Here is a 25,064-nt window from a genome sequence, read left to right on the forward strand (position 1 = left end):
GCTGTTTTGTATTTTTAAAGTAGTTTATAATAGCTTAAGAATACATCTTCTCTCTTAATTCTTTTACTTTAGGATCATCTAAATACTCATCAAAAGTAGCGTACTTATCAATAATACCTTTAGGTGTAATTTCTATAACTCTATTAGCTACTGTTTGCGCAAACTCGTGGTCATGCGTAGTAAACAAGACAGTTCCTTTAAAATTTATTAATGAGTTATTCAACGCTTGAATAGACTCTAAGTCTAAGTGGTTGGTTGGCTCATCAAGCATTAAAATATTAGCTCTAGTCATCATCATACGAGATAACATACAACGTACTTTCTCTCCTCCAGACAATACATTACTTTTCTTTAAAGCCTCTTCACCTGAAAAAATCATTTTTCCTAAGAAACCTCTTAAAAATACTTCCTCTCTCTCCTCTTCAGTTTGTGCGTATTGACGTAACCAATCTACTAGATTTAACTCTCCATTTTGAAAATAAGCAGAGTTATCTGCTGGTAAATATGATTGAGTAGTTGTTACACCCCAACTATATTTACCTGAATCGGCTTCTTCATTACCTGAAATTACTTGATAAAAAGCTGTAGTTGCTTTTGAATTTTTAGAAATAACAGCTACTTTATCTCCTCTATTCAAGTTAATATCTACGTTCGAAAATAATAACTCTCCTTCTGCGTCCTTTTTTGATAATCCTTCAATATTTAAAATCTGATCTCCCGCCTCTCTATCTCTTTCAAAAATAATCGCTGGATAACGACGTGAAGAAGGTTTAATTTCATCAACATTTAATTTCTCTATCATTTTCTTACGAGAAGTTGCTTGTTTAGATTTTGCAACGTTTGCAGAGAAACGACGAATAAATTCTTCCAATTCTTTCTTCTTATCTTCTGCCTTTTTATTTTGTTGCGCTCTTTGTTTAGCTGCTAATTGAGAAGATTCATACCAGAATGTATAATTTCCTGAGTAGTGATTAATCTTTCCAAAATCAATATCAGAAATATGTGTACAAACGGCATCTAAAAAGTGACGGTCGTGAGATACTACAATTACTGTGTTATCATAATTTGCTAAGAAATTCTCTAACCATGCAATCGTTTCGAAGTCCAAGTCGTTTGTAGGCTCATCCATAATTAACACATCAGGATTACCAAATAACGCTTGTGCCAATAATACACGTACTTTTTTCTTCGAATCTAGTTCTGATAATAATGTATAATGATCTTCTTCTTTAATACCTAAGTTAGATAACAAACTTGCAGCAGAAGCATCAGCATTCCAACCATCCATTTCTTCAAAACGAACTTGCAACTCTCCTATTTTCTCTGCATTTTCATCAGAATAATCAGCATACAAAGCATCTATCTCTGATTTTATTTTGTGTAGCTCTTTATTTCCCATCAACACAGTTTCTAAGGCAGTATACTCATCAAAAGCATAATGATCCTGTGTTAGTACAGACATTCTTTTTCCTGGTTCTAAATGAACTTGGCCTGAAGTAGGTTCTTGTTTTCCTGATAAAATCTTTAAGAATGTAGATTTTCCCGCTCCATTTGCTCCGATAATTCCGTAGCAATTTCCTTGTGTAAACTTAGTATTTACTTCATCAAACAAAACACGTTTTCCAAACTGAACTGATAAATTAGAAACTGATAACATGTATATTTTTTTTAATTCCGTGCAAAAGTATAAAAACTAAAGACTATAAAAGAATTTGCATGAAAGTTTTTAACATATTACTTTTGGCTCGTTTTAATTCTTTTTAACAACGAATTAACAGCCTAATATTAAAGAGTTATCTATTTTTGAACTCTAATATTTAGGGTAATTTAAATCATGATTAAGTATTTTATACCTCTCATATTAATTGTATTTATTGGATGTAACGAGTCCAATAAAAATAAGCCTACCTATTTTGGGGGTAAAATCATCAATCCTAAATGTGACTTCGTTGTATTGTCTGATAATTATGATTTTAACGACACCATTCCACTTAATAAGAACAATACGTTTATAGAAAGCTATAATAATTTTAAAGAAGGGTTATACATATTTCATCACGGTAATGAACTTCAATATGTATATATGCAACCTTCTGATAGTTTACTTATTAGGTTAAATACTTGGGATTTTGACGAATCTTTGGTTTTTAGTGGTGTTAATGCTGAGCGAAACAACTTATTAATTGAGTCTTTTTTACAGTACGAGCAAGATTACAAAAATACTTCTAAGTATCTTTCTTTGCCTAAAAATGAATTTTTAGCAAAAATAGACTCGATGAAATCTATCAAGAACGCTATTTTTGAAAACTACAAAACTCGTAGTAATGATGCTTCAGGTTTTATAGATATATTTAATATTTCTTTAAACTTTCCTTTGTATGCTAAACTAGAAGAGTATGCCATACAAAACTTAAAAGAAAAAACATCTGAAAAAATAGATAGCTCTTATTTTGAGTATCGCAGGAATGCTCCAACTGATAAAGACTCTTTAATGTTTTATGGCCCATATTACAGATTCATTATTAAGAAAATACAAAATGATGCTTACTTAAAGAATAATGGAGCAAAATCAGAAAATTTTATACAAGACTTATTACACTCTATTGATGAAAATGTAGTTCTTGAAACTGTTAAAAATAAAATGCTATATAATGCTGTTATTCGTAACTTTTATGAAGAACCAAGTAGTGAAATGAAAAGCGAAGCATTTTTTACTTTCTTCAAGTTAAATACCAATAACGAGCATAAAAAAAATGTTCAACGTTTAATTAATGATTTAAAAATATTAACTAAAGGAGAGCGTTTACCTTCCTTTAAACTAATTGCTGCTGATGGTGAATTAAAAGACTTTAAGAGTATATCTAAAGGTAAAAATACTGTTGTTTTACTAAAGAACTATCAGTATGCCTCAGACGATTGGGTTTCTTCTCGTTTTAATTACTTAGTTAAGAAAAATCCTGATGTTAACTTTATACTAGTTAATTTATGTGACTCTTCTAAAAGATTTACTAAAAATGTAGATGTAAAATACCAATACACCATACCTAGTGAGAGTGCTGTATGCGATTTCACCACCAGTAAATTTCCTCGTATGATTTTAGTTGATAAAAACGGAATTATTCAAAATGGTTACACTAGTTTATCAGCTAAAGATATAAGTATAGAAATCAATAACTTACAAAAAATAAAATAGTTAACCTCTATTCATTTTATTTAGTGTACTTTTGCACCGTCCAAAAAAAATCGTACTAAACGATTTAATTAATATTAATTATAGAATTCGCGGAGGGGCATCTGTGGGTTCTCTAAAAACACAGTATGTCAACATTTTTAGATTTAGGTTTGCAAGAACCTATCAATAAGGCATTAACCGATTTAGGTTATGAAAAGCCAACAGTAATTCAAGAAAAAGCAATTCCGCAGATAATTTCTTCAACTGAAGATTTAAAAGCATTTGCACAAACAGGTACAGGTAAAACTGCTGCCTTTAGTTTACCTATTATTGAACTTGCTGATCAAACAAGCACACACACACAAGCAATTATATTATCTCCTACTCGTGAACTAGCAGTACAAATAGGAAAAAACATTGAAGATTTTTCAAAGTATTTACCTAATTTGAAAGTAGCTACTGTTTATGGTGGGGCTAATATTGAAGAGCAAATAAGAAAACTTAAAAAAGGTGTTCAAATAGTTGTTGGTACTCCTGGTAGAACAGTAGACTTAATTAAAAGAAGAGCTTTAAAGCTTGGTAATGTACAATGGTTAGTACTTGACGAAGCTGATGAAATGCTTAACATGGGGTTTAAAGATGAATTAGACCAAGTTTTAGAAGCTACACCAAATACCAAACAAACATTATTGTTTTCTGCTACTTTTCCTAGAGAAGTAGAAGATATAGCTAAAAACTACATGACCAATCCTGTAGAGGTTACATCAGGGCAAAAAAACCAAGGTTCCGATAACGTTAGTCATGAGTATTATTTAGTAAACGAAAAAACTCGTTACCCTGCTTTAAAGAGAGTAGCTGATTTAAACCCTGATATTTACGGAATTGTTTTCTGTAGAACACGTAGAGAAACACAAGAAGTAGCTAATAATCTTATTAGAGATGGTTATAATGCTGATTCTTTACATGGTGATTTATCACAAGCTCAACGTGACTCTGTAATGGAGAAGTTTCGTAAAAAGAATATTCAAATATTAGTAGCTACTGACGTGGCTGCTCGTGGATTAGATGTTAATAATTTAACGCACGTTATCAATCATAAATTACCAGATCAAATTGAAAACTACAACCACCGTAGTGGTAGAACTGGTAGAGCTGGTAATAAGGGAATTTCTATTGCTTTAGTAAGCAAAAAAGAACAAGGTAGGTTACGTCCTATTGAACGTATTATAAAAAAACAATTTGTTCACACTCCTATTCCATCTGGCAAGGAAATATGTCAAAATCAATTGTTTCATTTAATTGATAAGGTTCATAATACTGAGGTAAACACAGAACAAATTGAAGGTTTTTTACCAAGTATTTACGAAAAATTAGAAGATTTAAGTCGTGAAGAGTTAATTCAAAAGTTTGTTTCTTTAGAGTTCAACACCTTCTTATCTTACTACGAAAATGCTCCTGATTTAAACAACTTATCTTCAAGAGAAAATTCAAGAGGACGTTCTTCTAGTGAAAACATGACCCGTTTCTTTATCAATTTAGGAAGAAAAGATCGTTTAAACCCAGCCAAGTTAATTGGTTTAATCAACGATCAGAACATTGGTGATAAGATTGAAATTGGTGCTATAGATATCTTAGATACTTTTTCTTTCTTTGAAATCGATAAGAACTTTGAAAAAGAAACCTTAGACGCTTTTACTGCTAATGATCCAGATTTTAATGGACGATCAGTGAATATCGAAATTACTAAAAACGACCGTAGTGGTGGTGGAAGAAAATCACGTAGAAGTGGTGGTGGATTTAATGGTAAAAAACGTAGAAGTGATAAGCCTACTGATAGCAGAAAAAGTTTTGGTAGAAGACGTAACGAAAATAACTCTTCAAGAAGAAGTGATAACAAGCCTGCTGCAGGATTTGGTAGAAAGCGTAGAAGAGATTAATTTAAAAGCAATCAAATAAAAAAGCAACTCAAATGAGTTGCTTTTTTTATACACTAAACTTATTTTATTGATTTCCTAAAATAATTGGCATTCCACTTTTCCCAGAACCTATAATAACCACTTTGCTATTATTTGAGTTAGCCAATCTATTGGTCGCTTCAATACCTTTGTCTTGTAAAATTTTATCGGTTAATGATGCACTTAAAATTCTATTGGCATCAGCTTTACCTTTGGCTTCAATTATTTGCTTTTCTGCTTCTTTTTGAGCTGTAACTAATCTAAACTCATACTCTAGAGATTCTTGCTCTTGTTTTAATTTTCGTTCAATTGCTTCTTTAATTGTAGGAGGCAAAGTTACATCTCTAACCAAAACCTCATTTAATTGAACATATTGCTTTTCTAAAATTTTCTTTGTTTCTACAAAAATTTCGTCTTGAATAGCATCTCTTTTACTAGAGTATAATTGCTCTGGTGTATAACGACCAACTACACTACGCGCTGCTGAACGAATTGCTGGCTGAATTACTCGTTGTAAATAATTTTCACCTAGCGTTTGATGTAAGTTTCCTAAATCTTTATAAACTGGTTGATACCAAGCCGAGGCGTCTATTTGAATTTCTAATCCGTTAGATGACAACACTTTCATTTTTTCAAAAAGCTCTTGCTGTCTTACTTCATATACATGCACTTTATTCCATGGAGCAACTACATGAAAACCTTCTCCTAATGGTGGCTCATCTGTTACAACTCCTCCTCCAAACGTTTTATACAATACTCCTGCCTCTCCTGAATTTATTGTTACCGTAGATTTTGCTATAAAAATTATCAAAACTATGGCTACAGGAATTAACAATCCAAATTTCGGAAACTTTAACTCTACTTGATTTCTTGTCATTTTTTATTTGTTTTATACTCAAATGTACAATTAAATTTATGAACCACAGTTTTCATAATCGCATTCTTGTGATGTAAATTCAAGTTCAAGAGTAATATGTTCTAAATGGAAATCATCATGTAAAACCTGTTTAATTTCTTGTTTTATTTCATGGCTTTTTTCCCAAGACATTTCTTTTTCTTCTAGTACTAAATGGGCTGTAAACACGTTGTATTCCCCATCCATAGTCCATAAATGACAATCATGAATGCTCTTTACACCTTTCATAGAAACTATTCTTTGTTGAATTTCTTCTACAGAAACATTTTCAGGAGTTCCTTGTAATATAACTCTAAGACTCTCTTTTATGTTTTTATACACATTATACAGTACAAAACCAGCAATAGCGATAGATAAAACAGGATCTAATACTGGTACATCCCAAAACTGCATTACAATACTTGCAATCAATACTACTCCCCAGCCTAACACATCTTCTAATAAATGTAATGAAACTACTCGTTCGTTAATTGAAGTTCCTTTTTTTAATTTTAATACAGCTGCTCCATTAACTATAATTCCTAAAACAGCTAACCACATCATACCTTTGGCATCTGCATTTTCTGGATTGATAATTCGAGGAATTGCTTCTTTAATAATAAATACTGAACCTATCACTAATACTATCGAATTAATAATAGCTCCTAAAAGAGAAAACCGTTTATACCCGTAAGAATACTTCTTGGTTGCCTTTTTTGTCGATTTTTTTTGAAAATACCAGGATAGTCCTAAACTTAAGCTATCGCCTAAATCATGCAGTGCATCAGACATAATAGCCAAACTATTGGTATAGAAGCCTCCAATAAATTCAATAATTGTAAAAGCGAGATTAAGAAAAAAAGCTACAGCTATATTCCCTGTAGAGTTTCCATGTGAATGATTATGGTTGTGTCCCATGTTTTTATAAATTGACTTTAAATGTATAAAAAAGATGCATTACAACTAAACAAGCGATTATGGATTAAATAATCGCTTGTTGTTTTGTTAATGGGCATGACCTTCCATTCCGCCTGCCATTTGTAATAACTTTCCTTTTAAAAAGTGTGCTCCTTTAGTTACAATAGTTACGTTGTAGTTATCTTCTTGAATTGTTTTTATTGCTACAAATCCATTATCCGAACCTCCAACAGTTACCTCAACAGGTATAAATTCATCTGCTGACTTTTTAACAAAAACAAAGTTCTCTCCTTCATTTTCTATGACTGCTTCTTCAGGAACTGCGTACACTTCCTTTCCTCCTAACAAAATTTGAGCATTGATAAACATGCCTGCTTTTAATCGATTTTGCTCGTCTTCAAAATGTCCATGTACATTTACCGTTTTCGTTTGGTCATTTACTTTCTGACTAATCAATTTTATATACCCTCTATAAGCTACATCTATTCCAGATGGTTGAAACTCGAACTCATCTCCCTTTTTTATTTTTGTTATATCCGTTCCAAAAACATTTAATTCTGCATGCATATGATCATTATCTATTATTTCCATCATCTCTGAGTTAGCTGCTAAAAACATTCCTTTATTCAAATTGTTCTCTACAACATAACCAGAAATTGGAGCCTTTACATACACATATTGCTGAATTCCATTGGCTGCCACTGTAGTAGGCGATAATCCTGCCATTTTTAACTGTGATGCATAGCTATTCGCTAAACTTTTTGCAGATCGATAACTTCCTTCTGCTATTTGAAATGATTTTTTGGAAGTAATATCATTTTCTAACAACATTTTCTTTCTCTCATAATCTGCCTTAGCTACTTTTAGTTTATTTACCGCTTCAAGGTAAACATACTGTAACTCTATAAAGTTAGGATGCTGTAATACCGCTACTATTTGTCCTTTTTTCACCTTATCACCAGGTAACAAATCTGTTTTATAAACAAACGCTTCTAAAGGCGCATATATAGTGGCTTTGCTTTGTGGTGGCACCTCTATCGTTCCAGTTACTGCTACTTTTTCTCTAATCTTTCTTTTTTTGATTGCAGCTGTCTCTATTTTGGCTGTAACAATTTGTTGTTGGGTTAAATGAATTCCATTTTCATTATGATCTTCATCGTTCGTTACATTTTGTGTTGTTTTTTCTGCTGTTGCATGATCGTGATCAGAATGATCTTCTTTTGTTGAATTACAACTAACAACAATAATGATAGTTACTAATATTATTACTAATTTTTTCATGTGTATATTTTTATTCTTTTATATAAAACTCGTAGGCTATTACAGTTTGGTTAAAATTATTAACCAGTGATAAATAGTTTTGCATTACTTGAAAATAAGCGGTAAAACTCTGGTTATATTGATATGCATCAATCTCTCCTACCTTATAAGCTAATGCTAGTTTTTTTATAAACTTTTGCGCTTGTGTAACTGTTGAATGAATACTTACCAACTCTTCATTTAAATAAATAAGCTGTTCTTGTAAGCTTTTATAATTATTCTGAATTACCATAGCTTTGTTATTATTCTCATAAGCTATTTCTTCTTGTATAATTTTTTGCTCTTTAATTTTTGCATTATTAGACCAAAAAGAAAGTGGAATATTTACTCCTACATTAAAACCTGTATAACTGTTCTCATTTCCTGTTTTTCTATTAATTACACCAGCTGTTAATGCAGGGAAATATGTTGATTTTGCTACAGACACACCTTTAGCTGCTACCTTATTTTGTTGCTCTAAACTTTTGATAAATTCTTTTGACAACGAGTCTTTTTGAATTAAAAAGTCCTTTTTTTGAGGTAGTTTTTCAAGCGGTTGTATCAAATAATCAATTTGTAATAATTGCTTTAGTTCATTTTCTACTTGAATGAAATCCTTATATGTTTTGTTCTTTTGTGACTGTACTCCTAGCGATTGTAAAGAGGTTAAATCATTTTCTAATCCTCCTATTTCTCCAGATGCATGCAACTTACCAGCTATTTCTTTTATTTGATTGGTACTAAGCTGTTGCTCTTCTATTAGCGATAACAATCCATACAAATAATTCCATTGCTGGTATAAACTTCTAGCCTTTCTTACTGTTTCTTTCTTTGCTATGTTGTTATTGATGCTTGCTAAATTATTTTTCTCTTTAGCCAACTTCTTTTTTTGAATATGAGTTAAAATAGAACCGAAGTTTTGATTAACAGACCATTCTTTTTCCGCTATACCATTAGCTACACCGACATCTTGGTATTGAACCGTTGTTGGGTTCAATTCAATCGCTTTACTTATACCTGCTTTCGATTTTTCAAGAGATAAAGCTGACTTTTTCATCAATACTGATTTTTGCAAAGCCAATTCAATAACTTGTTGTTCTGTTAACTTTTGAGGCACTTCTTGTGCTCGAACTCCAAAAACTCCTATTGCAAATACTACAATAGTTACTATACTCTTTTTCGCTTTTAAGTTGACTTTCTTTTCAAAAAGCATATACAACACAGGTAAAATAAGTAAGGTTAATAAAGTTGCAGACACCAATCCTCCTATCACTACGGTAGCCAAAGGTTTTTGCACCTCCGCTCCTGCTGATGATGATAATGCCATAGGTAAAAACCCTAACGAAGCCACAGCTGCTGTCATAATTACAGGACGTAAACGCACCGAAGTTCCTTTTTTCACAATTTCTGTAAGGTCTGATACTCCAGTGGCCTTTAAACGATTAAATTCAGCAATTAAAACAATTCCGTTTAACACCGCTACACCAAATAAGGCTATAAAACCTACTCCTGCTGAAATTGAAAAAGGCATTCCACGTAACCATAAGGCGAAAATTCCACCAATAGCAGACATCGGTATGGCAGTAAATATCAATACACTTTGTTTAATCGATTTAAACGTAAAATACAGTAACAAAAAGATGAGTAATAACGCTACTGGTACTGCAACGCCTAATCTGGCACGAGCCTCTTCTAAATTTTTAAAAGTTCCTCCATAGGTAATATAGTACCCTGGATCGAATGTTATTTTATCTGAAACTTTGCTTTTTAATTCGTTTACAATACTAGCTACATCACGTCCTCTTACATTAAAACCAACTGTTATTCTACGCTTAGCATCATCTCTTTGAATTTGGTTTGGTCCCGTTTTAAAATCTACAGACGCTACTGCTGTTAACGGAATTTGTGCCCCCGTTGCAGTTGTTATGTATAGTTTACGAATATCTTCAATACTAGCTCTTCTATTTTTTGCTAAACGCACTACCAAATCGTAACGTTTTTCACCTTCATATACTGATCCTGCACTTTGGCCTGCAAAAGCTGCATTTACGGTAGTGTTTACGTCTTCAATGTTGAGTCCGTAATACGCTAGCTGACTTCTGTTATACTCAATTACAATTTGTTGCAATCCAGTCATTTTTTCAACATACACACCCTCTGCTCCTTCTACATCTGGAATTATTCTACTTAATTGATTGGCATATTTTACCAATTTGTCTAGATCTTCTCCATAAATCTTAAGTACAACATCTTGCCTAGCTCCTGTCATCAACTCATTAAATCGCATTTGAATAGGCTGTTGAAAACCGAAAGAAACACCTAGCATGTTTTCATCTAACAATTGCTGCATCTTTTCTGTCAGTTCATTCTTTGTGCTAGCTTTTGTCCATTCTTCTTTTTCTTTTAAAATAATGATGATGTCTGAAGCCTCTATGGGCATTGGGTCTGTAGGAATTTCAGAAGAACCAATTCTACTTACAATTTGCTCTATTTCACCTGGAAACTCTTTCATTAACAGTGCTGATGCTTGGTTGGAAACATCTATGGTATATGAAAGTGAACTTCCTGTTGATACAATAGCTTGCACAGCCAAATCTCCTTCATCTAAAGAAGGTATAAACTCTGATCCCATTTTAGAAAAAGTGACTAAACTGAGTATAAAAATAGCGACTGAGCCTATTACTACTTTTATTTTATGAGTTAACACAAAGTTGAGTATTGGAGTATATACATTTTGTAATGCTGTGATGATTTTATCTGAAATATTCTTCTTGTTATTGATTGTTTTCTTTAAAAACAACGAACTCATCATAGGTACATAGGTAAGTGATAACAAAAAGGCTCCTAAAATTGCAAAACTTACGGTTAATGCCATAGGTTTAAACATTTTCCCTTCAATACCAACTAAAGCAAGAATTGGTAAGTACACTATAAGAATAATAATTTCTCCAAAAGCAGCGCTTGTTCTTATTTTTGAAGCCGATTCGTACACTTCATCATCCATTTGATCTTGGGTTAACTGCGTTCCTGATTTTTTTAACCCCAAATGATGCAGTGTTGCCTCTACTATAATTACCGAACCATCTACGATAATACCAAAATCGATAGCTCCTAAACTCATTAAGTTTCCAGAAACCCCAAACACTTTCATTAAACTAATAGCAAACAACATTGCTAACGGGATAACCGATGCTACGATTAACCCCGCTCGTAAGTTTCCTAACAGCAACACCAAAATAAAGATGACAATTAAAGCCCCTTCAACAAGGTTGGTTGATACCGTTTTTATGGCTTTATCTACCAATTTAGTTCTATCTAAAAAGGGTTTTATAGCAACTCCTTCTGGCAAACTTTTTTCTATTTGTGCTATTCTTTCTTTTACATTCTCAATCACTTTTGAAGAATTGGCTCCTTTTAACATCATAACAATAGCACCTACCACTTCTCCATCGGTATTTCTTGTCATTGCACCATATCTTACCGCATGTCCTAGCTGAACCTTACCTATATCTTTCATTAAAATAGGTGTTCCATTTACATTGTTTTTTATGACAATATTCTGGATGTCTTCTGGAGTTTTTATCAATCCTTCACTTCTAATAAAGTACGCTTTCGGGTTTTTATCTATATATGCCCCTCCTGTATTTTGATTGTTTTTAGATAGTGCCTCAAAAACCTCATTTATACTAACATTTAACGATTGTAAGCGTTCTGGTTCAATAGCTACTTCGTATTGCTTTAAAAAGCCTCCAAAGCTACTTACATCTGCAACTCCTTCAATTCCTAAAAGTTGACGACGTACAATCCAGTCTTGAATAGAGCGTAACTCCATTGCATCATACTGCTTTTCATATCCTTTTTTAGCGTATAGTGTGTATTGATAAATTTCACCCAATCCTGTGGTTACAGGCGCCATTTCAGGTGTTCCTACTCCTTCAGGAATTTGATTTTTGGCTTCTATCAATCGTTCACTAATTTGTTGACGTGCCCAATAAATATCGGTACTCTCTTTAAAAACGATTGTAACGACGCTTAATCCAAATCGAGAGAAGGAACGAATCTCTTCGATATCTGGAATGTTTGACATGGTGATTTCTATAGGAAACGTAACTAAACGTTCAATATCTTGGGCTGATTGTGAGGGTGCAGATGTTATTATTTGCACCTGATTATTGGTAATATCTGGTACTGCATCAATAGGTAATTGTTTTAGAGAGTAGATTCCCCAGCCTATTAATGCGACAACCAATGCTCCAATAATCAATTTATTTTTAATTGAAAATTTGATAATGTTATCTAACATTTTGTATTGATTTAATTCTATTGTAACATAATTTTTACCGGTTATTATTAAATAATCGGTACAACAGTTTGTAGTTCTTGCTTACACAAGAGCTACCGCTGTTTTTAATAATAAAATAGAATTAAGACTTGGGTGGCTGGAAAATAGCCGACAAGTATGAGTTGTAGTATGTATTTTGATAGAAGTTAATCCTGTTTCTTATTTCAAAAAAAGGAATAATATCAAAACTATAATCAATCGGAATAAAATCTGCTGTAACTGTAATTACGTTACAATGATGGTGATGTTCTTTGTTTTTTTCTTCTTCAGTATCATGTTGATGATGTTCATCTTGATGCTCTTCGTTTAACTCATCATGATACACCTCTGATTCAGCTACAAAAACCACAGCATCAGTATGTGCCTGTAAAGGAGGCACTATTAACAGTAAGGTTAATAATATGATGATGCTTTTTTTCACTAATCTAATTTAGAGTTACAAAATTATAAAATTTTATGAATCTTCGTTATCTAACCTATCTTTAACGTATTCAATTTTTGTTTTACCATGTGCAAAAGGCTTTCCTTCTTCATCTAAACTCACCATGATAATTTTATCAATTGCAATAATTGTTTTACGGGTTATTTTGTTACGAACCTCACAACTTAAGGTAATAGACGTTGTTCCAAACTTTACTACATCAATTCCTATTTCAACAATATCTCCTTGTTTTGCTGAACTAACAAAATTTATTTCAGACATAAACTTGGTTACTGTTTTTGGAATTTCTAACTGAATAATAGCATATAACGCTACTTCTTCATCAATCCATTGTAATAATCGTCCTCCGAAAAGTGTTCCGTTAGGATTTAAATCTTCTGGTTTTACCCATTTACGTGTGTGAAATCTCATCGTATTTATTGTTCTATGTTTTTAGCTTCAAAAGCTACTAAATCGTTATTTACAAAGGTAAACGTTATTTGTATAGGATTGCAACATACCTCACAATCTTCTACATAGGTTTCAGATGTACTTGCATCCAGCAACATGGAAATTTCTTCCCAACAATGTGGACATTGAAAAAAGTGCTCATACATCATATTTTACCATAGTATTTTCTAACAAACCACTCTATTGACAATAAAACTATAATCAATAATAACAACCATTTCCAATCAACTAAACTTTGTTTTTTGGTAATAGACTTTTGAGTGGTGTAAAAAGATGCATCTTCTTGTATCTTTTTTAATAAATCGTCAACTTTATCTGCATAAACTATAGCTCCGTCTGTTTTTAACGCCAGCTGTTCTAATTTTTTAAAATTAGCATTGGTAAACTGCTCTTCTATCTGATAATCTTCAATTTTAAACCTCCCTGAGCTGCTTATATTTTGATTCTTTACAGTTACGGTATATGAATATTCTCCTGAAGCTAATCCTTCAACAGCAACTTGATATGAGTTATTAAATAGCGAAAACGGAATACTCTTTTTAGCCTTTGTTTCTAAATTAGTTACTGTTAACTCTAAAGACGCTCTGCTATCAAATTGATAGTTTTTATCAACATAAAATGCACTTATGGTTATAGGTTCATTAGCTGCGTACAAACGTTGTGCTTTTACATCTAAACGTCTTCTCTTTTCAGTGGATGCTAAATACTGAACTAAGTTTCCTACAAACGTATCAAAACTTTCAAAGTTTTTCTCTTTTAAATAACTGGCAGCTCTCCATTTCCAAATACCCTCACCAAATAGTACGGCATACTTTTTATCATTCTCTTCAAAGGTTGATAATAACGGTTGAGTAGTTTCTACCCCTGCATACTTCTGATACAACAAGCTTTGAGATTCTTTTTTAGTCTGTACTTCTCCAAACTTGTCTTTTAGTGGCGGAAATTGACCAAAACCTATATCCTCTTGATAAAAAGTTAGAAAATCTGCATTGTAAATAGCTGTGTATTCTTCTTTTTGATTGATTACTCTTTTTTGAACCCCAAAATCTTGACTATTCAAAAAGTTCCAATCTGTTTTTGTACCTGAAACCAGTAAAAAGTTAGATTGTATTTTTTCTAAAGTTGATTTAAAGTAGCTATTAGGTTGATACAAAACAAAAAACTGAAACGCATCTAAGTTTATATTCTTATCCTGTATCAAAGCAATATCTACTTTACGTTGTTTATTGCTCTCTATCGCTTTTTTTAGTGCCCCTAAATCTGGGTGTAAAAAAGAACTTAGTAATAAAACTTTGGTTTGCTCATCTAAAACTTCTACTGAAAAGCTTTTATAATTGTTCTTCGTGTTTTTTTCATTCGCTATACTACTTATCGACGCTGTGTAATAGTGTACTCCTTTGGTATTAGACACTAAATTGGCTGTAACAGTTTGCACAGGGTTTTCTGGTGAGAAACGCACTCTTTTTGAGAAAACTCTGCTCCCGTTTTTTACGATTGAAAAAGTAGTATTCACCGTTTCTTTTCCTTCATAATACAACAATGCTTCAACTGGAAACTTGTTCTTTACATAGCTGTACTTATTCACATTTAACTGCGAAATTTGAATATCTTGATACTTAATAGTATCACCAATAACTACAGAAAATACTTTATGCTTTGTTGATGAAAACTCATAATCATTTCCTTGGGTTTGATTTCCATCGGTTATTAAAATGGTAGCTGCATTTTTATCTTTATTCAACTCATTAACAGCTTCAACTGCTTTTGAAATATTGGTTTGTGTTTCAGCAAACGATAAACTATCCAACACCTTAATATCATTCCCAAACGAAAAATACTGTACGTCAAACTTATCTTGAAGTTCTTCGTTGCTTTCTACTTTTGATATTAATTCTTGTACCTTTTTTTCTTCTTTAAAAAATTGAGTGGATAACGAATTGTCTGCCAATACAGATAACACAGGTTTTATGTTTTCTGTTTCAAGAGTTGTTATCTTCGGATTAATCAATAGCAACCCAATTAAAAAGAGACTTAGTGCCTTTAAGCTAAAAAGTAAGATGTGTACTTTCGGAGTTCTATTTACCTTATAGTAATATTGAAAAAAAGCAATAGCTACGCTTATTAATACGGCTAATACAATGTAAATTATAGTTATTGACTCCACTCAGCTTATTTTAGTATGTGAAGATAAAAATATCTAACAAATAAAAAGGCCTTTTCTTCTTTTTCATTTATGACTTGAATCATAAAAAACTAATTATCAGTTACATAATTTTATCAAAAACTATTATGTATGGTAACTACTGAAAACTTAACCACTGAAAAAACACTTCAAAAAACAAATAGCATGGGAATTAAGGCTTACATCAATAAAAAAATTGCTGAAGGAGAACGAAATAGCATTGGTGTATCTATTATATTAATTACCGTAGGCTCTATGATTGCCTCCATAACAGCTGCTTTAGCCGTAAACGGTGATGTTAATTTATTTGCCCTAATTTTTGCTTGTGTAACGGCTATGGGAGCTAATGCTGCCGCTATAAGTCAACGCCCTTTTAAAATAATTGCATGGGCATTTATTATCAATATACTCGGTAATATTTCGTTGATTTTTTACCTACTTATGTCGTAGTTGTAGGCTTCGGCTTAGCTTCAAACATTCTAAAAAAGAGCATAGAAGCTATGTTTCGTGCTCTTTCTTTAGCTTCATGTGCTTTTGTTCCGTCAAAAAGTTCATCAACCGTCTCAAACCACAATTGCAACCAGCGTCCAAAGTGTTCCTGATAAATAGAATACTCAAAATCCCTATCTACATCTTTGTGTGCTTTCATCGGGTTTCCTTTAAACTTTCTAACAAAAAACAAATTCGTTTCCCAAAAATCGGTGAGTTTTTGTAAATGAGGTTCCCAGGTTTCTTCTGGAATTGTTTTCAAAAATATAGGCCCTATAAAATCATCCTTTCTAATTTTATCATTATAAAAGGTTGATACCAACTTATACACATCTTCCCTATTTTCTATGTCTCTTTTATCCATTTACAAATCGTTGTTGAAATACGCTACAAAAGTATATCTTTATGCAATTGCAATTTATGACTTAAATCATAATGATTCCAGAAGAACTCTTATTAAAATATACCGCTGAAACGAAACGTTTTCAAAAAGACGAAATTATTTTCTCTGAAAAACAAACCGCACACTACTACTACCAAATAGTAAGCGGAGTAGTTAAAATGAATAATTTTAATGATGATGGTAAAGAGTTTATTCAAGGGGTATTTTATAAAAACCAAAGTTTTGGTGAACCACCCTTATTTATCGATGTAAAATATCCTGCCAATGCGGTGGCTATTTCTGATAGTACGGTTCTAGCCTTATCTAAAAGCAACCTGTTTAAATTATTGCAAGATAATCCTGAAACTCACTTAAAAATCACCCAAAGTTTAGCAAAACGTTTGTATTACAAAGCTATTATTGCTTCCGAAATATCGAGTCAAGAGCCTGCACATAGAGTGCTTCGATTTATTGATTATTTAAAAGACGATGTATACAAAGTTGAAGGAAAATACTCGTTTAAAGTAGCCTATACACGTCAGCAAATGGCCGATATTTTAGGTTTACGCGTAGAAACGGTTATTCGAGTAATAAAATCTTTAGAAAAAAAGGGAGACGTAAAAATTAGCAAACGAAAGGTATATCGTTAAAGCTTTCCTTAAGAGACCATTCAATAAAGTGTGTCATAAATCATAAAAATTAATTGATTTATGGAATTCCGTAAGATTTTGTACACACCTTGTAGTAAGTTCGTTGGAATTGTATAATTAATTAACAAATAACAATAACTCGTTAATAACTTTATTTTAGGTAACCTATTGGTTTTAATATATTTGACAATGTGTTAAAATTGCTAAAAGTTCCGCTTATCCTATCGTTAAGAGAATATAACAGTAATTTTATTACGTATATAAACAAGTTACCAGCAATATGAATTACGAACTTCAATCAATATTTACAATTCAATTATAAATGTCAGAAAAAACAAATTTGGATTGGAAAAAATATGAATCCATTACAAAATATATTTATGAAACTTTAGGAAAAGAATCTGGAGTTAAAATAGAAGGTTACGGAAATAATTGCAAAGTAAAAGGAAAGTCTGGTGTAAATCATCAAATTGATGTTTTGATCAATCATTCTGACGGAATTCATAATTACAAAACTGCTATTGAATGTAAATATTGGAAAGACAAAATAAACAAAGACATCGTAATGAAAGTATCTGAAATAATTGAAGATGCTGGAATTAATAAAGGAGTGATTGTCTCAAAAAGTGGATTTACACCTGATGGAATCTCATTTGCCAAACATCGAAATATTGGATTAGTTGAATTAAGAGAAATCGAAGAAAAAGACTGGGAAAGTCGTGGAAGAATATTCGATATCAAAACTTGGATTCATAGACCTGAAATTCTAGGAACGGTTATAGATGCTGTTGACAAAACAGAGCTTGACAGAGAAGTCATTGAAATTGATAAAGTGAAAATTGAATTATTAGATGGAAATAAAATTCCGTTTTCTGATTATATGACAACCTTTAAAAAAGAATTACATAATATTGAATTTTGGACATTGTTCACAAAAGGCTATAGACTTGACGGAGCAAACTTGATTAACGAGAAAACTAATTCTAAAATAAAAATTAAGGGAATTATTTTTACTGGAGTTCTTACAAAATTGAACTCAAATCTAAAATTTCATCCTGTCGACCAGATTTGGCTGATTATGAAATCGCTATTCGAAGAAAGAACATTTACAATATCAGAAAAAGGAATAATAAGAGAAGATAAAAAATAAATACTGTTGGCAACAACGTGTATAATACTGAAACAGAATGACAGAAATAAGATATTACAATAATAATAAAGGACCAATTAAAGAAAATGAAACTTCAGCTGTAAGAAAAGCATTGGAAATTTGTAATGAAGTTGGGGACATTGAGGAAATAATTTTATTAATTCACACCAAAAGGCAGACAACTTATATAGAACGAGTATTTGAAATGAGTAATGTAAAAAAACTATTTTCGAATACTATAATTCACCCAAAATTCCCACCATTCAGAATAGAAACAGTTAAGACATTCAATTCTGACTATCCATCTAAAAAAATAGTCGTTGCTTTTGGACTACGTTCAAGTGAATTATATAAATATGATGATTTTCAAAGTATCTATGCTCTAATAGCACATCAATGGGTTGAACCTGATTTAAAAGATTGGGCAGAAAAATGGGGAGCGATTAATATTGATACTGGACTAGCAATCGAAAGTGTAGAATTACCTGATTTGGTGGTTCAAAATGCTTTTAAAGACTTAACAAGTAGCATAAATATGTCAACTGGAATTGTTAATTCATCTGACAATGCGTTGTGTAAAACATATATTAGAGCTTTGAAAAAATACAATTACAAATTAGATTCAAAAAAGATATATGCCTTTTTAACTAAAAACCTTAATTGGGATTATGATGACGCTAATGACGTAATTAAATTAATTGATAAAGTTAATTCTGGTGGTTATTTTCAAGGTGGAGATAAAACAGGATTACAACACCATATTAAAAAGTGGAAAGAATAAAAGTGCTATGCACAACAAAGAGCTGAGGTAAAAAACAAGTTTTATATTTCATATCATACGGTAAACCACTTTTTACTCTTACCCTTAGCTACAATTCATTTATAAAATTCTCTATACACTTTATTGAATACTCCCTACATATCAGTGAGGAAAGACCAACAAAACTCGCTGATACTACGGCATACTCCGTTAACACCACGGCACGGGTCACTGATGTTACGGCGTGCTCCGTTAACATGACGCATGGGTCGCTGATATCACGGCATGCTCCGTTAACACCACGGCATGGGTCGCTGATACTACGGCATGCTCCGTTAACATCACGGCATGGGTCGCTGATATCACGGCACGCTCCGTTGACATCACGGCACGGGTCGCTGATACTACGGCATACTCCGTTAACTCCACGGCATGGGTCGCTGATATCAAGGCACGCTCCGTTGACACCACGGCATGCTCCGTTAACATCACGGCACGCTCCGTTAACTCCACGGCACGGGTCGCTGATACTACGGCATGCCCTGTTAACTCCACGGCACGGGTCGCTGATATTACGGCGTGCTCCGTTAACATCACGGCATGGGTCGCTGATATTATGACACGCTCCGTTAACATCACGGCACGGGTCACTGATATCACGGCATGCTCCGCTAACACCACGGCACGGGTCGCTGATATTACGGCATAGTTCTTCCATAATTATATCTTAAAATAAATCTGTAATACTATTTTATTTTTTGGGTAGGGTAAATTATTATCTACTTGTTTCATTAGCGAAAAAAATTGTTCTCTTAAAAAAATTGCAACCCGAATAATTAAATCGATATGAAAACAAAATTCAACTATTTATTAGTTGTTCTTTGCTTTGCTTGTATTCATGTACAAGCACAAGAACAAAAAAATGAAGATCACAGAAAAAAGCTATGTAATTTATTTCCAACGCTTCATAATTACACACCTCTACACGTAGAATCTTAATCATCCCCCTTAGGTATGAGAAAAATATTATTGCTAAGAATTTTAACTTAATTATTAATACATAAAAATGAAAATTACTAGGATTATTGTATTGATTGCTTTATTTACATCAGCACTCAATGCACAAGAAAAAGAAGTTGATTGCGATTTCAACATTAACAGAGCTTATTACCATTTGGAAGGAAATGAGTTTTTTAAAAAAGACAAACAAAAAGCTATTGAATACCTAACCCCTTGTGTAGAGACTGAAAATCCAGTGGCACAACTCATGATGGGACGTGTTTTACTAGAGGAAGCCACAGAAGAAAGTTACACAAAAGCTTTTAAGTTAATTAAAGCAGCTGCTAAACAAGACAATGCTATTGCCGCTACTGATTTAGGAATACTGTATAAGTATGGTAGAGGATGTAAACTCAATTACAACAAAGCGAGAAAATGGTTTGAAAAAGGATTTGAGTTAGGGAACACCAAAGCAGCTTATTTATTAGGCTACCTATATTTAAAAGGTTTTGGAAACATACAACAAGACTATACCAAAGCGGTTAGTTGGTTTGAAAAGAGCGATTACCCAATGGCGAAGTATTGGTTAGGGGTTTGTTACTATTATGGCTATGGAGTAGAGAAAAATGTAGCCAAAGCAAATGAGTTATTAAAAACCAACTTTGATACAGTAAAAGAGACTGACGTAAATGAAGTTTCTAAAAACTCTGAAGTAATAAACGTAGAGGAAATTAAGCAAGTTATAAATGAAGAAGAGACAGCTACATCAGCAGAAGTTACCAAACAACAACTTAACGGAGTGTGGGAAGGCGATTTATTATTTTTTGATTGGTCAGCAACTCATATAGAAAACAAAATTCCTTTTAAAATTACAGCGAAATATGATGCAGAAAGTGATGTATTACATATCACTACGACCATTGCTGATAAAAAACAAAATGTAGACTTTACTAAACTAGATAACAGTCTTTATTTTAATGATGTTACTGTTGAGTTACCTCATAGTTCATTTAGTCAAAACATTCCTTCTGTTTTAGAACATCAATTACTTTCTTCTGATGTTTCTATCAAACAATTTAATTTAGAAACCTACTTAACAGGAAACTTAGAGACTTATGTGAGTGCTTGGAAAGAATCAGGGGTTCCTATTCGTTTTGTGTTAAAAAAGAAAAAGAAATTAGAAAACTCAGAAGAAGAGCTTTCAGAAGAAGCTTTGGCAGCCCTTTCAAAGCAAGAAGATAGTTTTATAAAGCTATATCCAAACCCTTTTGAAAATGATGTAATTGTATCCTATTCATTAGTACAGCCAGCAAATACAAAGGTTACCATCACCAACATGAATGGATTACAAGAAAAGGTAATAAAACCTTTAGCTAGTCAGGAAATAGGTAGCTACCAATATTATGTTGAGGGAATGGATTTACCAAAAGGAATATATGTAGTAACCATACTGGTAGGAAAAGAAAGAAAAACAAGAATTATCATCAAAAAATAATTACTAGAAAAACACACAAATGAAAAGAATATATATACAGTTTTTACTACTACTTTTAGTAAGTACATTTAGTATTGATTTACAAGCTCAAAGATTAAATATACCTGAAAAATCAACTATTGGAGATGAATTCTTAATTGCTCCAGACGGTACATATAGTGAATTAAAGCCTTATTTATCAGGAAGATGTAATGGATGTGAAATTTCTGATTTAAGTTTTAACTGGAGTGGCTCTTTTAATGATGCAATAGTTAACGAGAACTTGATTAGGCTAGCGAGAAAAAGAGCTTTAAGAAAATGGTATAGTAACCAAATAAACAATATAGTTAAACCAGCCATAGACAGAAAATTTGGTAGAAAATTTTCTAATTTCGAAAAAGCTAAAAATGAACTTTTAATAGATTCTGAAAGAAAAAACATAGCTATTCTTTCAAGACCAATTCAACGTAAATATTCTCGTTTAAGAACACAAGGGTTTAAAACCAAAGAAAAGCATTTAAAAGAGTTAAAGTTATTAAAACTAAGAGAAGCAGAAATTAAATCAGGAAACATAAATAACTCTTCCTTCGGTTATATTAAAGTACAAGGAGTATACTTGAAAGATATAAAGAGTTTAAGCTCTTTAAAGTCAAAATGGACTCCTTTATTTATTGATTTTAGTAAGAACATGGCTGAAACTCATATAAATAACCATATGTTTAAAAGTATTGGTAGAGGGGTTGAACCAGAAGTAATAAAACTTAAAAACCAACATTACAATAGTTTAAATATGTGGGATAAATTAAGTTTACTACAATTTTTAGTTCATTATGAAGAGTACAAAAAACTAAGCTCTCCTCCATACCTTGTACCTGAACATATTAATAATATGTTTAAAAAATTTAATAATATAGATAAAGCTACTCCTAAGTTAATAGAAAGCTTATCTATAAAAAACAGAACAGGAGGATATTCAGTCTTCGATATAAGAACCTATTACAAGTTGTTAGAAACTAATATGCCACCTCCTACTTCAGAAGATGAGTATATGGCAAAAATGGAATGGGAAAGATTAAAAAATCAAGCATTAGACAAATTATTAAACTCTACGAGTACAGCGGATTTTGCGATAACTAATTTTATAGAAGAGTTAAAGATTACTAATACTAAACAAAAAGAATGGTTATATAAACACAAATCAGAAGCCAACAAACTTGTAAAATTTGCAAATGATAATAGATATAGAGGTTTTGTTAATCTTTACGCTAAGAAGTTTGTAAATAATGCCATTGAGGCTTATATGAAAAATATTGATGTAGTTTTTGAGCAAACTAAAGTAACAGAGGTTATAAACAATATTCAAAATCCAATAACAGGAAACCCTGTTGAGTTGTATTTAATAGCAAAACACAAACGAAATATTTTACTATACCTATCATCTTATAGTACTTCTAGAGAAATAAAAGTCGGAGACTACTACCTTAAACCTCATTATGATAAAGCTAAAAAGCTTGTTTTTTATACTGCATATAGAACTGATAGTTCTGGAAGATCTTTGTTTGGTATAGAAATGCTTATAAAAGCAAGTGGTTTAAAAGATTTTAAAGAAAATATAAGTTTATATACTTCTGGTGCTAACTTATTTTATTTACAAGGAGTACCTTCAGAAGGACAAATTGCTTTGGCTGCTGGTGATTATTGGAACGGATTAGGAAAAATGTGGAAAGATGCTGTTCATTCACCAGAATGGTGGGCATACGTAATTACTAGTTTTGGACATGCTATTACTAACTTACCTACTAATTCAACAGTTAGTTCAACCAAAACAGTTACTAAATGGAAAGTGCCTTTAAATAGGATGACTAACAAATCATTTCAAGGCAAAGTTGTGAAAAATCCTCAAGGAGTAAAGGTAACCATTAATATTCCAGATAGTTATGTTCCTAGAATTGTTGATAATGGTAAAGGTATTAAATTTGTACCTCAAGGAACTCCTTTAAACTCTGATGCTAACGCGATAAGAATAATGAAACCAACAACGACAGGAACATATCCTAAACCAAAAGGTTATGTAGTATTTCACAATAATTTTGGTCAACCAATGAATCCTTTAAATGGACAAACTTTAAGTAAGGGTAATTGGCATTTCGAATTTTAATAATTTTCTAAGATGAGTACAATCAATTTTTTAAAAAGTAAATTATCCAAATATTATATTCTTGATGGTGCCTTTGCATCATTTTGTCAAAAAAACACACATAGAGATTTTGAAGTTTTTATCTATTCTGATTTTGGAGAAATTAAACTAAAAGTTACACTTAAGGGTGTCATTTCAGTAAATTATTTATCTAAGGTAAAACAAGATGATTTTATTATGGATAATGAATATATAGAAAGTGCACAACCTAACCCATTGAATGGATTTTATTGGGGAATAAAAAGCTTTATAATAAACAATTGGGAAATAAAAGATAGCGATCCTGATCTCATTGAACTACAAAAAGATTATAACTTCAAACTATACAAATTAGTTTTTAGTGTAAACAGTTGTAATATAAGTTTTATTTTTCATGATTTAGAAATTGAAGAAGAAAAAAATAACTAATCATGAAAGAAAAAATAATTTTTGAAGGAAAATCTAAAATTAGAGAAATAGTTTACGATAATAATAGTAATTTATTTTATTTCTCTTTTGAAGAAATTCATTTAATTCCGACAGATTTTTGGAGGTTTTTTAAGAATAATAAGATAGAACTCATTTCAAAAGACCATAATTTAAAATATAGCTTTCAAGAACCTAAAATAGATTTAATTAGTTTTTTAAATAAAGAATTTAAAAATGATTATTTATTAAAAATTGAAATAACAAACAATAACGATTTAATATTATACTTTTCTTCTACTAAAAAAATTGAAGTATATATTACATCCATGGCTTTTGAAAACTGGGAAATAACTATTAAAAACAAACAGTATATTTGTTTGCAAGGAGGGGATGATATTGCTGTCATTGAATAAATCTTTATTATATGAAAGCAGTAATAAAAACCATGCATAGTGCAGATTTGAATGTAATACTTGGAAAAGATTTTGAAGAATATGAACCTATAGAAAAAGATTTTTTTGGATTTGACTTTTCTATAGAAGTAGGACCCTTAAATGAAAGAGGACAGGAAATTTTTAATTTTTTAGTGGCTTCTCCCAAGTTTTTAACGGAGCGTTATTATCATCAAAAAGGCAAAAAAGCTGTTTTTGGAAGACATATCATAATTATGTTTGAATATGATTTTAATGAATTATACACGCTTGTAAATGAATATATAAAAAAATTAGACGAACCAAACTGGGACATTTTAGCAACTAAAATTGGTAGAATAGGCCGTTGGGAATTTGAAGACTATCAAGAATAATATCTTTGTTAAAGATATTTACAACTCTAACGTTAAAACTTAAATCTATATTTAAAGAATTAAATAGAATTGGATAAGTAAGATGGAGTTGTAAT

22 protein-coding genes are annotated in these 25,064 nt (G+C 31.7%); 12 read left to right on the forward strand and 10 right to left on the reverse strand.

What is annotated here, in order from left to right:
- Positions 1–34 precede the first annotated feature (34 nt).
- A complete protein-coding gene (locus D6T69_RS10685; protein ID WP_125067721.1) occupies positions 35–1,657 on the reverse strand; it encodes an ABC-F family ATP-binding cassette domain-containing protein in 1,623 nt (540 codons plus the stop codon).
- 177 nt (positions 1,658–1,834) lie between these two features.
- On the opposite strand from D6T69_RS10685, the gene D6T69_RS10690 reads away from it, so the two are divergent.
- Positions 1,835–3,193 (forward strand): TlpA family protein disulfide reductase, encoded by a 1,359-nt coding sequence (locus D6T69_RS10690; protein ID WP_125067722.1) that lies wholly within the window; start codon positions 1,835–1,837, stop codon positions 3,191–3,193.
- 125 nt (positions 3,194–3,318) lie between these two features.
- Positions 3,319–5,109 carry a DEAD/DEAH box helicase gene (locus D6T69_RS10695; RefSeq protein ID WP_125067723.1) on the forward strand — a complete coding sequence of 597 codons (1,791 nt, stop codon included), beginning with the start codon at positions 3,319–3,321 and terminating at the stop codon, positions 5,107–5,109.
- A gap of 64 nt (positions 5,110–5,173) precedes the next feature.
- Here D6T69_RS10695 and D6T69_RS10700 read toward each other — a convergent pair whose 3' ends face one another.
- The 8 genes from D6T69_RS10700 to D6T69_RS10735 all read right to left on the reverse strand — a co-directional run bounded on the left by D6T69_RS10700 (position 5,174) and on the right by D6T69_RS10735 (position 15,637).
- Positions 5,174–6,004 carry a prohibitin family protein gene (locus D6T69_RS10700; protein WP_125067724.1) on the reverse strand — a complete coding sequence of 277 codons (831 nt, stop codon included), beginning with the start codon at positions 6,002–6,004 and terminating at the stop codon, positions 5,174–5,176.
- A 36-nt stretch (positions 6,005–6,040) separates the two neighbouring features.
- A complete protein-coding gene (locus D6T69_RS10705; protein WP_125067725.1) occupies positions 6,041–6,940 on the reverse strand; it encodes a cation diffusion facilitator family transporter in 900 nt (299 codons plus the stop codon).
- Between the two features lie 87 nt (positions 6,941–7,027).
- Positions 7,028–8,221 (reverse strand): efflux RND transporter periplasmic adaptor subunit, encoded by a 1,194-nt coding sequence (locus D6T69_RS10710; protein WP_125067726.1) that lies wholly within the window; start codon positions 8,219–8,221, stop codon positions 7,028–7,030.
- 10 nt (positions 8,222–8,231) lie between these two features.
- On the reverse strand, positions 8,232–12,542 hold the full coding sequence (locus tag D6T69_RS10715) for a CusA/CzcA family heavy metal efflux RND transporter (RefSeq protein WP_125067727.1): 4,311 nt from the start codon (positions 12,540–12,542) through the stop codon (positions 8,232–8,234).
- Between the two features lie 121 nt (positions 12,543–12,663).
- A complete protein-coding gene (locus tag D6T69_RS10720; protein ID WP_125067728.1) occupies positions 12,664–13,002 on the reverse strand; it encodes a hypothetical protein in 339 nt (112 codons plus the stop codon).
- Positions 13,003–13,035: 33 nt separating this feature from the next.
- Entirely contained in the window at positions 13,036–13,434 is a 399-nt protein-coding gene (locus tag D6T69_RS10725) for an acyl-CoA thioesterase (protein WP_099214563.1), read from the reverse strand.
- A 5-nt stretch (positions 13,435–13,439) separates the two neighbouring features.
- The gene (locus D6T69_RS10730) at positions 13,440–13,619 is read right to left on the reverse strand and encodes a CPXCG motif-containing cysteine-rich protein (protein ID WP_047790511.1); all 180 of its coding nucleotides are present in this window, start codon (positions 13,617–13,619) and stop codon (positions 13,440–13,442) included.
- A complete protein-coding gene (locus D6T69_RS10735) occupies positions 13,619–15,637 on the reverse strand; it encodes a VWA domain-containing protein (RefSeq protein WP_240628301.1) in 2,019 nt (672 codons plus the stop codon). The genes D6T69_RS10730 and D6T69_RS10735 overlap by 1 nt, the downstream gene beginning before the upstream one ends.
- Positions 15,638–15,766: 129 nt before the next feature.
- Here D6T69_RS10735 and D6T69_RS10740 point away from each other — a divergent pair, with 129 nt between their 5' ends.
- A complete protein-coding gene (locus tag D6T69_RS10740; RefSeq protein WP_125067729.1) occupies positions 15,767–16,105 on the forward strand; it encodes a hypothetical protein in 339 nt (112 codons plus the stop codon).
- Here the strand turns inward: D6T69_RS10740 and D6T69_RS10745 are convergent.
- Positions 16,095–16,508, reverse strand: a complete 414-nt coding sequence (locus tag D6T69_RS10745; protein WP_125067730.1) for a group III truncated hemoglobin — start codon at positions 16,506–16,508, stop codon at positions 16,095–16,097. The two genes, D6T69_RS10740 and D6T69_RS10745, sit on opposite strands and share 11 nt — an antisense overlap.
- A gap of 71 nt (positions 16,509–16,579) precedes the next feature.
- On the opposite strand from D6T69_RS10745, the gene D6T69_RS10750 reads away from it, so the two are divergent.
- The 9 genes from D6T69_RS10750 to D6T69_RS10785 all read left to right on the forward strand — a co-directional run bounded on the left by D6T69_RS10750 (position 16,580) and on the right by D6T69_RS10785 (position 24,969).
- Positions 16,580–17,176 (forward strand): Crp/Fnr family transcriptional regulator, encoded by a 597-nt coding sequence (locus D6T69_RS10750; protein ID WP_125067731.1) that lies wholly within the window; start codon positions 16,580–16,582, stop codon positions 17,174–17,176.
- Between the two features lie 322 nt (positions 17,177–17,498).
- Positions 17,499–18,326 carry a restriction endonuclease gene (locus D6T69_RS10755; RefSeq protein WP_125067732.1) on the forward strand — a complete coding sequence of 276 codons (828 nt, stop codon included), beginning with the start codon at positions 17,499–17,501 and terminating at the stop codon, positions 18,324–18,326.
- A gap of 37 nt (positions 18,327–18,363) precedes the next feature.
- Positions 18,364–19,107 carry a hypothetical protein gene (locus D6T69_RS10760; protein WP_125067733.1) on the forward strand — a complete coding sequence of 248 codons (744 nt, stop codon included), beginning with the start codon at positions 18,364–18,366 and terminating at the stop codon, positions 19,105–19,107.
- A gap of 825 nt (positions 19,108–19,932) precedes the next feature.
- Positions 19,933–20,085, forward strand: coding sequence for a hypothetical protein (locus tag D6T69_RS15995; RefSeq protein ID WP_164506716.1), 153 nt, complete (start codon positions 19,933–19,935; stop codon positions 20,083–20,085).
- A 67-nt stretch (positions 20,086–20,152) separates the two neighbouring features.
- Complete coding sequence (locus tag D6T69_RS10765; protein ID WP_125067734.1) at positions 20,153–21,580, forward strand: T9SS type A sorting domain-containing protein; 1,428 nt, start codon at positions 20,153–20,155, stop codon at positions 21,578–21,580.
- 19 nt (positions 21,581–21,599) lie between these two features.
- Positions 21,600–23,717, forward strand: coding sequence for a hypothetical protein (locus D6T69_RS10770; protein ID WP_125067735.1), 2,118 nt, complete (start codon positions 21,600–21,602; stop codon positions 23,715–23,717).
- A gap of 12 nt (positions 23,718–23,729) precedes the next feature.
- A complete protein-coding gene (locus D6T69_RS10775) occupies positions 23,730–24,164 on the forward strand; it encodes a hypothetical protein (RefSeq protein ID WP_125067736.1) in 435 nt (144 codons plus the stop codon).
- 2 nt (positions 24,165–24,166) lie between these two features.
- Positions 24,167–24,577 (forward strand): hypothetical protein, encoded by a 411-nt coding sequence (locus D6T69_RS10780; protein ID WP_125067737.1) that lies wholly within the window; start codon positions 24,167–24,169, stop codon positions 24,575–24,577.
- Between the two features lie 11 nt (positions 24,578–24,588).
- Positions 24,589–24,969, forward strand: a complete 381-nt coding sequence (locus tag D6T69_RS10785; RefSeq protein ID WP_125067738.1) for an Imm8 family immunity protein — start codon at positions 24,589–24,591, stop codon at positions 24,967–24,969.
- The last annotated feature ends 95 nt before the right edge of the window (positions 24,970–25,064 follow it).

Source organism: Tenacibaculum singaporense (assembly GCF_003867015.1).
GTDB classification, from domain to species: Bacteria; Bacteroidota; Bacteroidia; order Flavobacteriales; family Flavobacteriaceae; genus Polaribacter; species Polaribacter singaporensis.

What these genes read in the sequence shown, in the direction of transcription:
- D6T69_RS10685 (WP_125067721.1), bottom strand. Translation starts at nt 1,657, where the DNA reads ATGTTATCAGTTTCTAATTTATCAGTTCAGTTTGGAAAACGTGTTTTG.
- D6T69_RS10690 (WP_125067722.1), top strand. Translation starts at nt 1,835, where the DNA reads ATGATTAAGTATTTTATACCTCTCATATTAATTGTATTTATTGGATGT.
- D6T69_RS10695 (WP_125067723.1), top strand. Translation starts at nt 3,319, where the DNA reads ATGTCAACATTTTTAGATTTAGGTTTGCAAGAACCTATCAATAAGGCA.
- D6T69_RS10700 (WP_125067724.1), bottom strand. Translation starts at nt 6,004, where the DNA reads ATGACAAGAAATCAAGTAGAGTTAAAGTTTCCGAAATTTGGATTGTTA.
- D6T69_RS10705 (WP_125067725.1), bottom strand. Translation starts at nt 6,940, where the DNA reads ATGGGACACAACCATAATCATTCACATGGAAACTCTACAGGGAATATA.
- D6T69_RS10710 (WP_125067726.1), bottom strand. Translation starts at nt 8,221, where the DNA reads ATGAAAAAATTAGTAATAATATTAGTAACTATCATTATTGTTGTTAGT.
- D6T69_RS10715 (WP_125067727.1), bottom strand. Translation starts at nt 12,542, where the DNA reads ATGTTAGATAACATTATCAAATTTTCAATTAAAAATAAATTGATTATT.
- D6T69_RS10725 (WP_099214563.1), bottom strand. Translation starts at nt 13,434, where the DNA reads ATGAGATTTCACACACGTAAATGGGTAAAACCAGAAGATTTAAATCCT.
- D6T69_RS10730 (WP_047790511.1), bottom strand. Translation starts at nt 13,619, where the DNA reads ATGTATGAGCACTTTTTTCAATGTCCACATTGTTGGGAAGAAATTTCC.
- D6T69_RS10740 (WP_125067729.1), top strand. Translation starts at nt 15,767, where the DNA reads ATGGTAACTACTGAAAACTTAACCACTGAAAAAACACTTCAAAAAACA.
- D6T69_RS10745 (WP_125067730.1), bottom strand. Translation starts at nt 16,508, where the DNA reads ATGGATAAAAGAGACATAGAAAATAGGGAAGATGTGTATAAGTTGGTA.
- D6T69_RS10750 (WP_125067731.1), top strand. Translation starts at nt 16,580, where the DNA reads ATGATTCCAGAAGAACTCTTATTAAAATATACCGCTGAAACGAAACGT.
- D6T69_RS10755 (WP_125067732.1), top strand. Translation starts at nt 17,499, where the DNA reads ATGTCAGAAAAAACAAATTTGGATTGGAAAAAATATGAATCCATTACA.
- D6T69_RS10760 (WP_125067733.1), top strand. Translation starts at nt 18,364, where the DNA reads ATGACAGAAATAAGATATTACAATAATAATAAAGGACCAATTAAAGAA.
- D6T69_RS15995 (WP_164506716.1), top strand. Translation starts at nt 19,933, where the DNA reads ATGAAAACAAAATTCAACTATTTATTAGTTGTTCTTTGCTTTGCTTGT.
- D6T69_RS10765 (WP_125067734.1), top strand. Translation starts at nt 20,153, where the DNA reads ATGAAAATTACTAGGATTATTGTATTGATTGCTTTATTTACATCAGCA.
- D6T69_RS10770 (WP_125067735.1), top strand. Translation starts at nt 21,600, where the DNA reads ATGAAAAGAATATATATACAGTTTTTACTACTACTTTTAGTAAGTACA.
- D6T69_RS10775 (WP_125067736.1), top strand. Translation starts at nt 23,730, where the DNA reads ATGAGTACAATCAATTTTTTAAAAAGTAAATTATCCAAATATTATATT.
- D6T69_RS10780 (WP_125067737.1), top strand. Translation starts at nt 24,167, where the DNA reads ATGAAAGAAAAAATAATTTTTGAAGGAAAATCTAAAATTAGAGAAATA.
- D6T69_RS10785 (WP_125067738.1), top strand. Translation starts at nt 24,589, where the DNA reads ATGAAAGCAGTAATAAAAACCATGCATAGTGCAGATTTGAATGTAATA.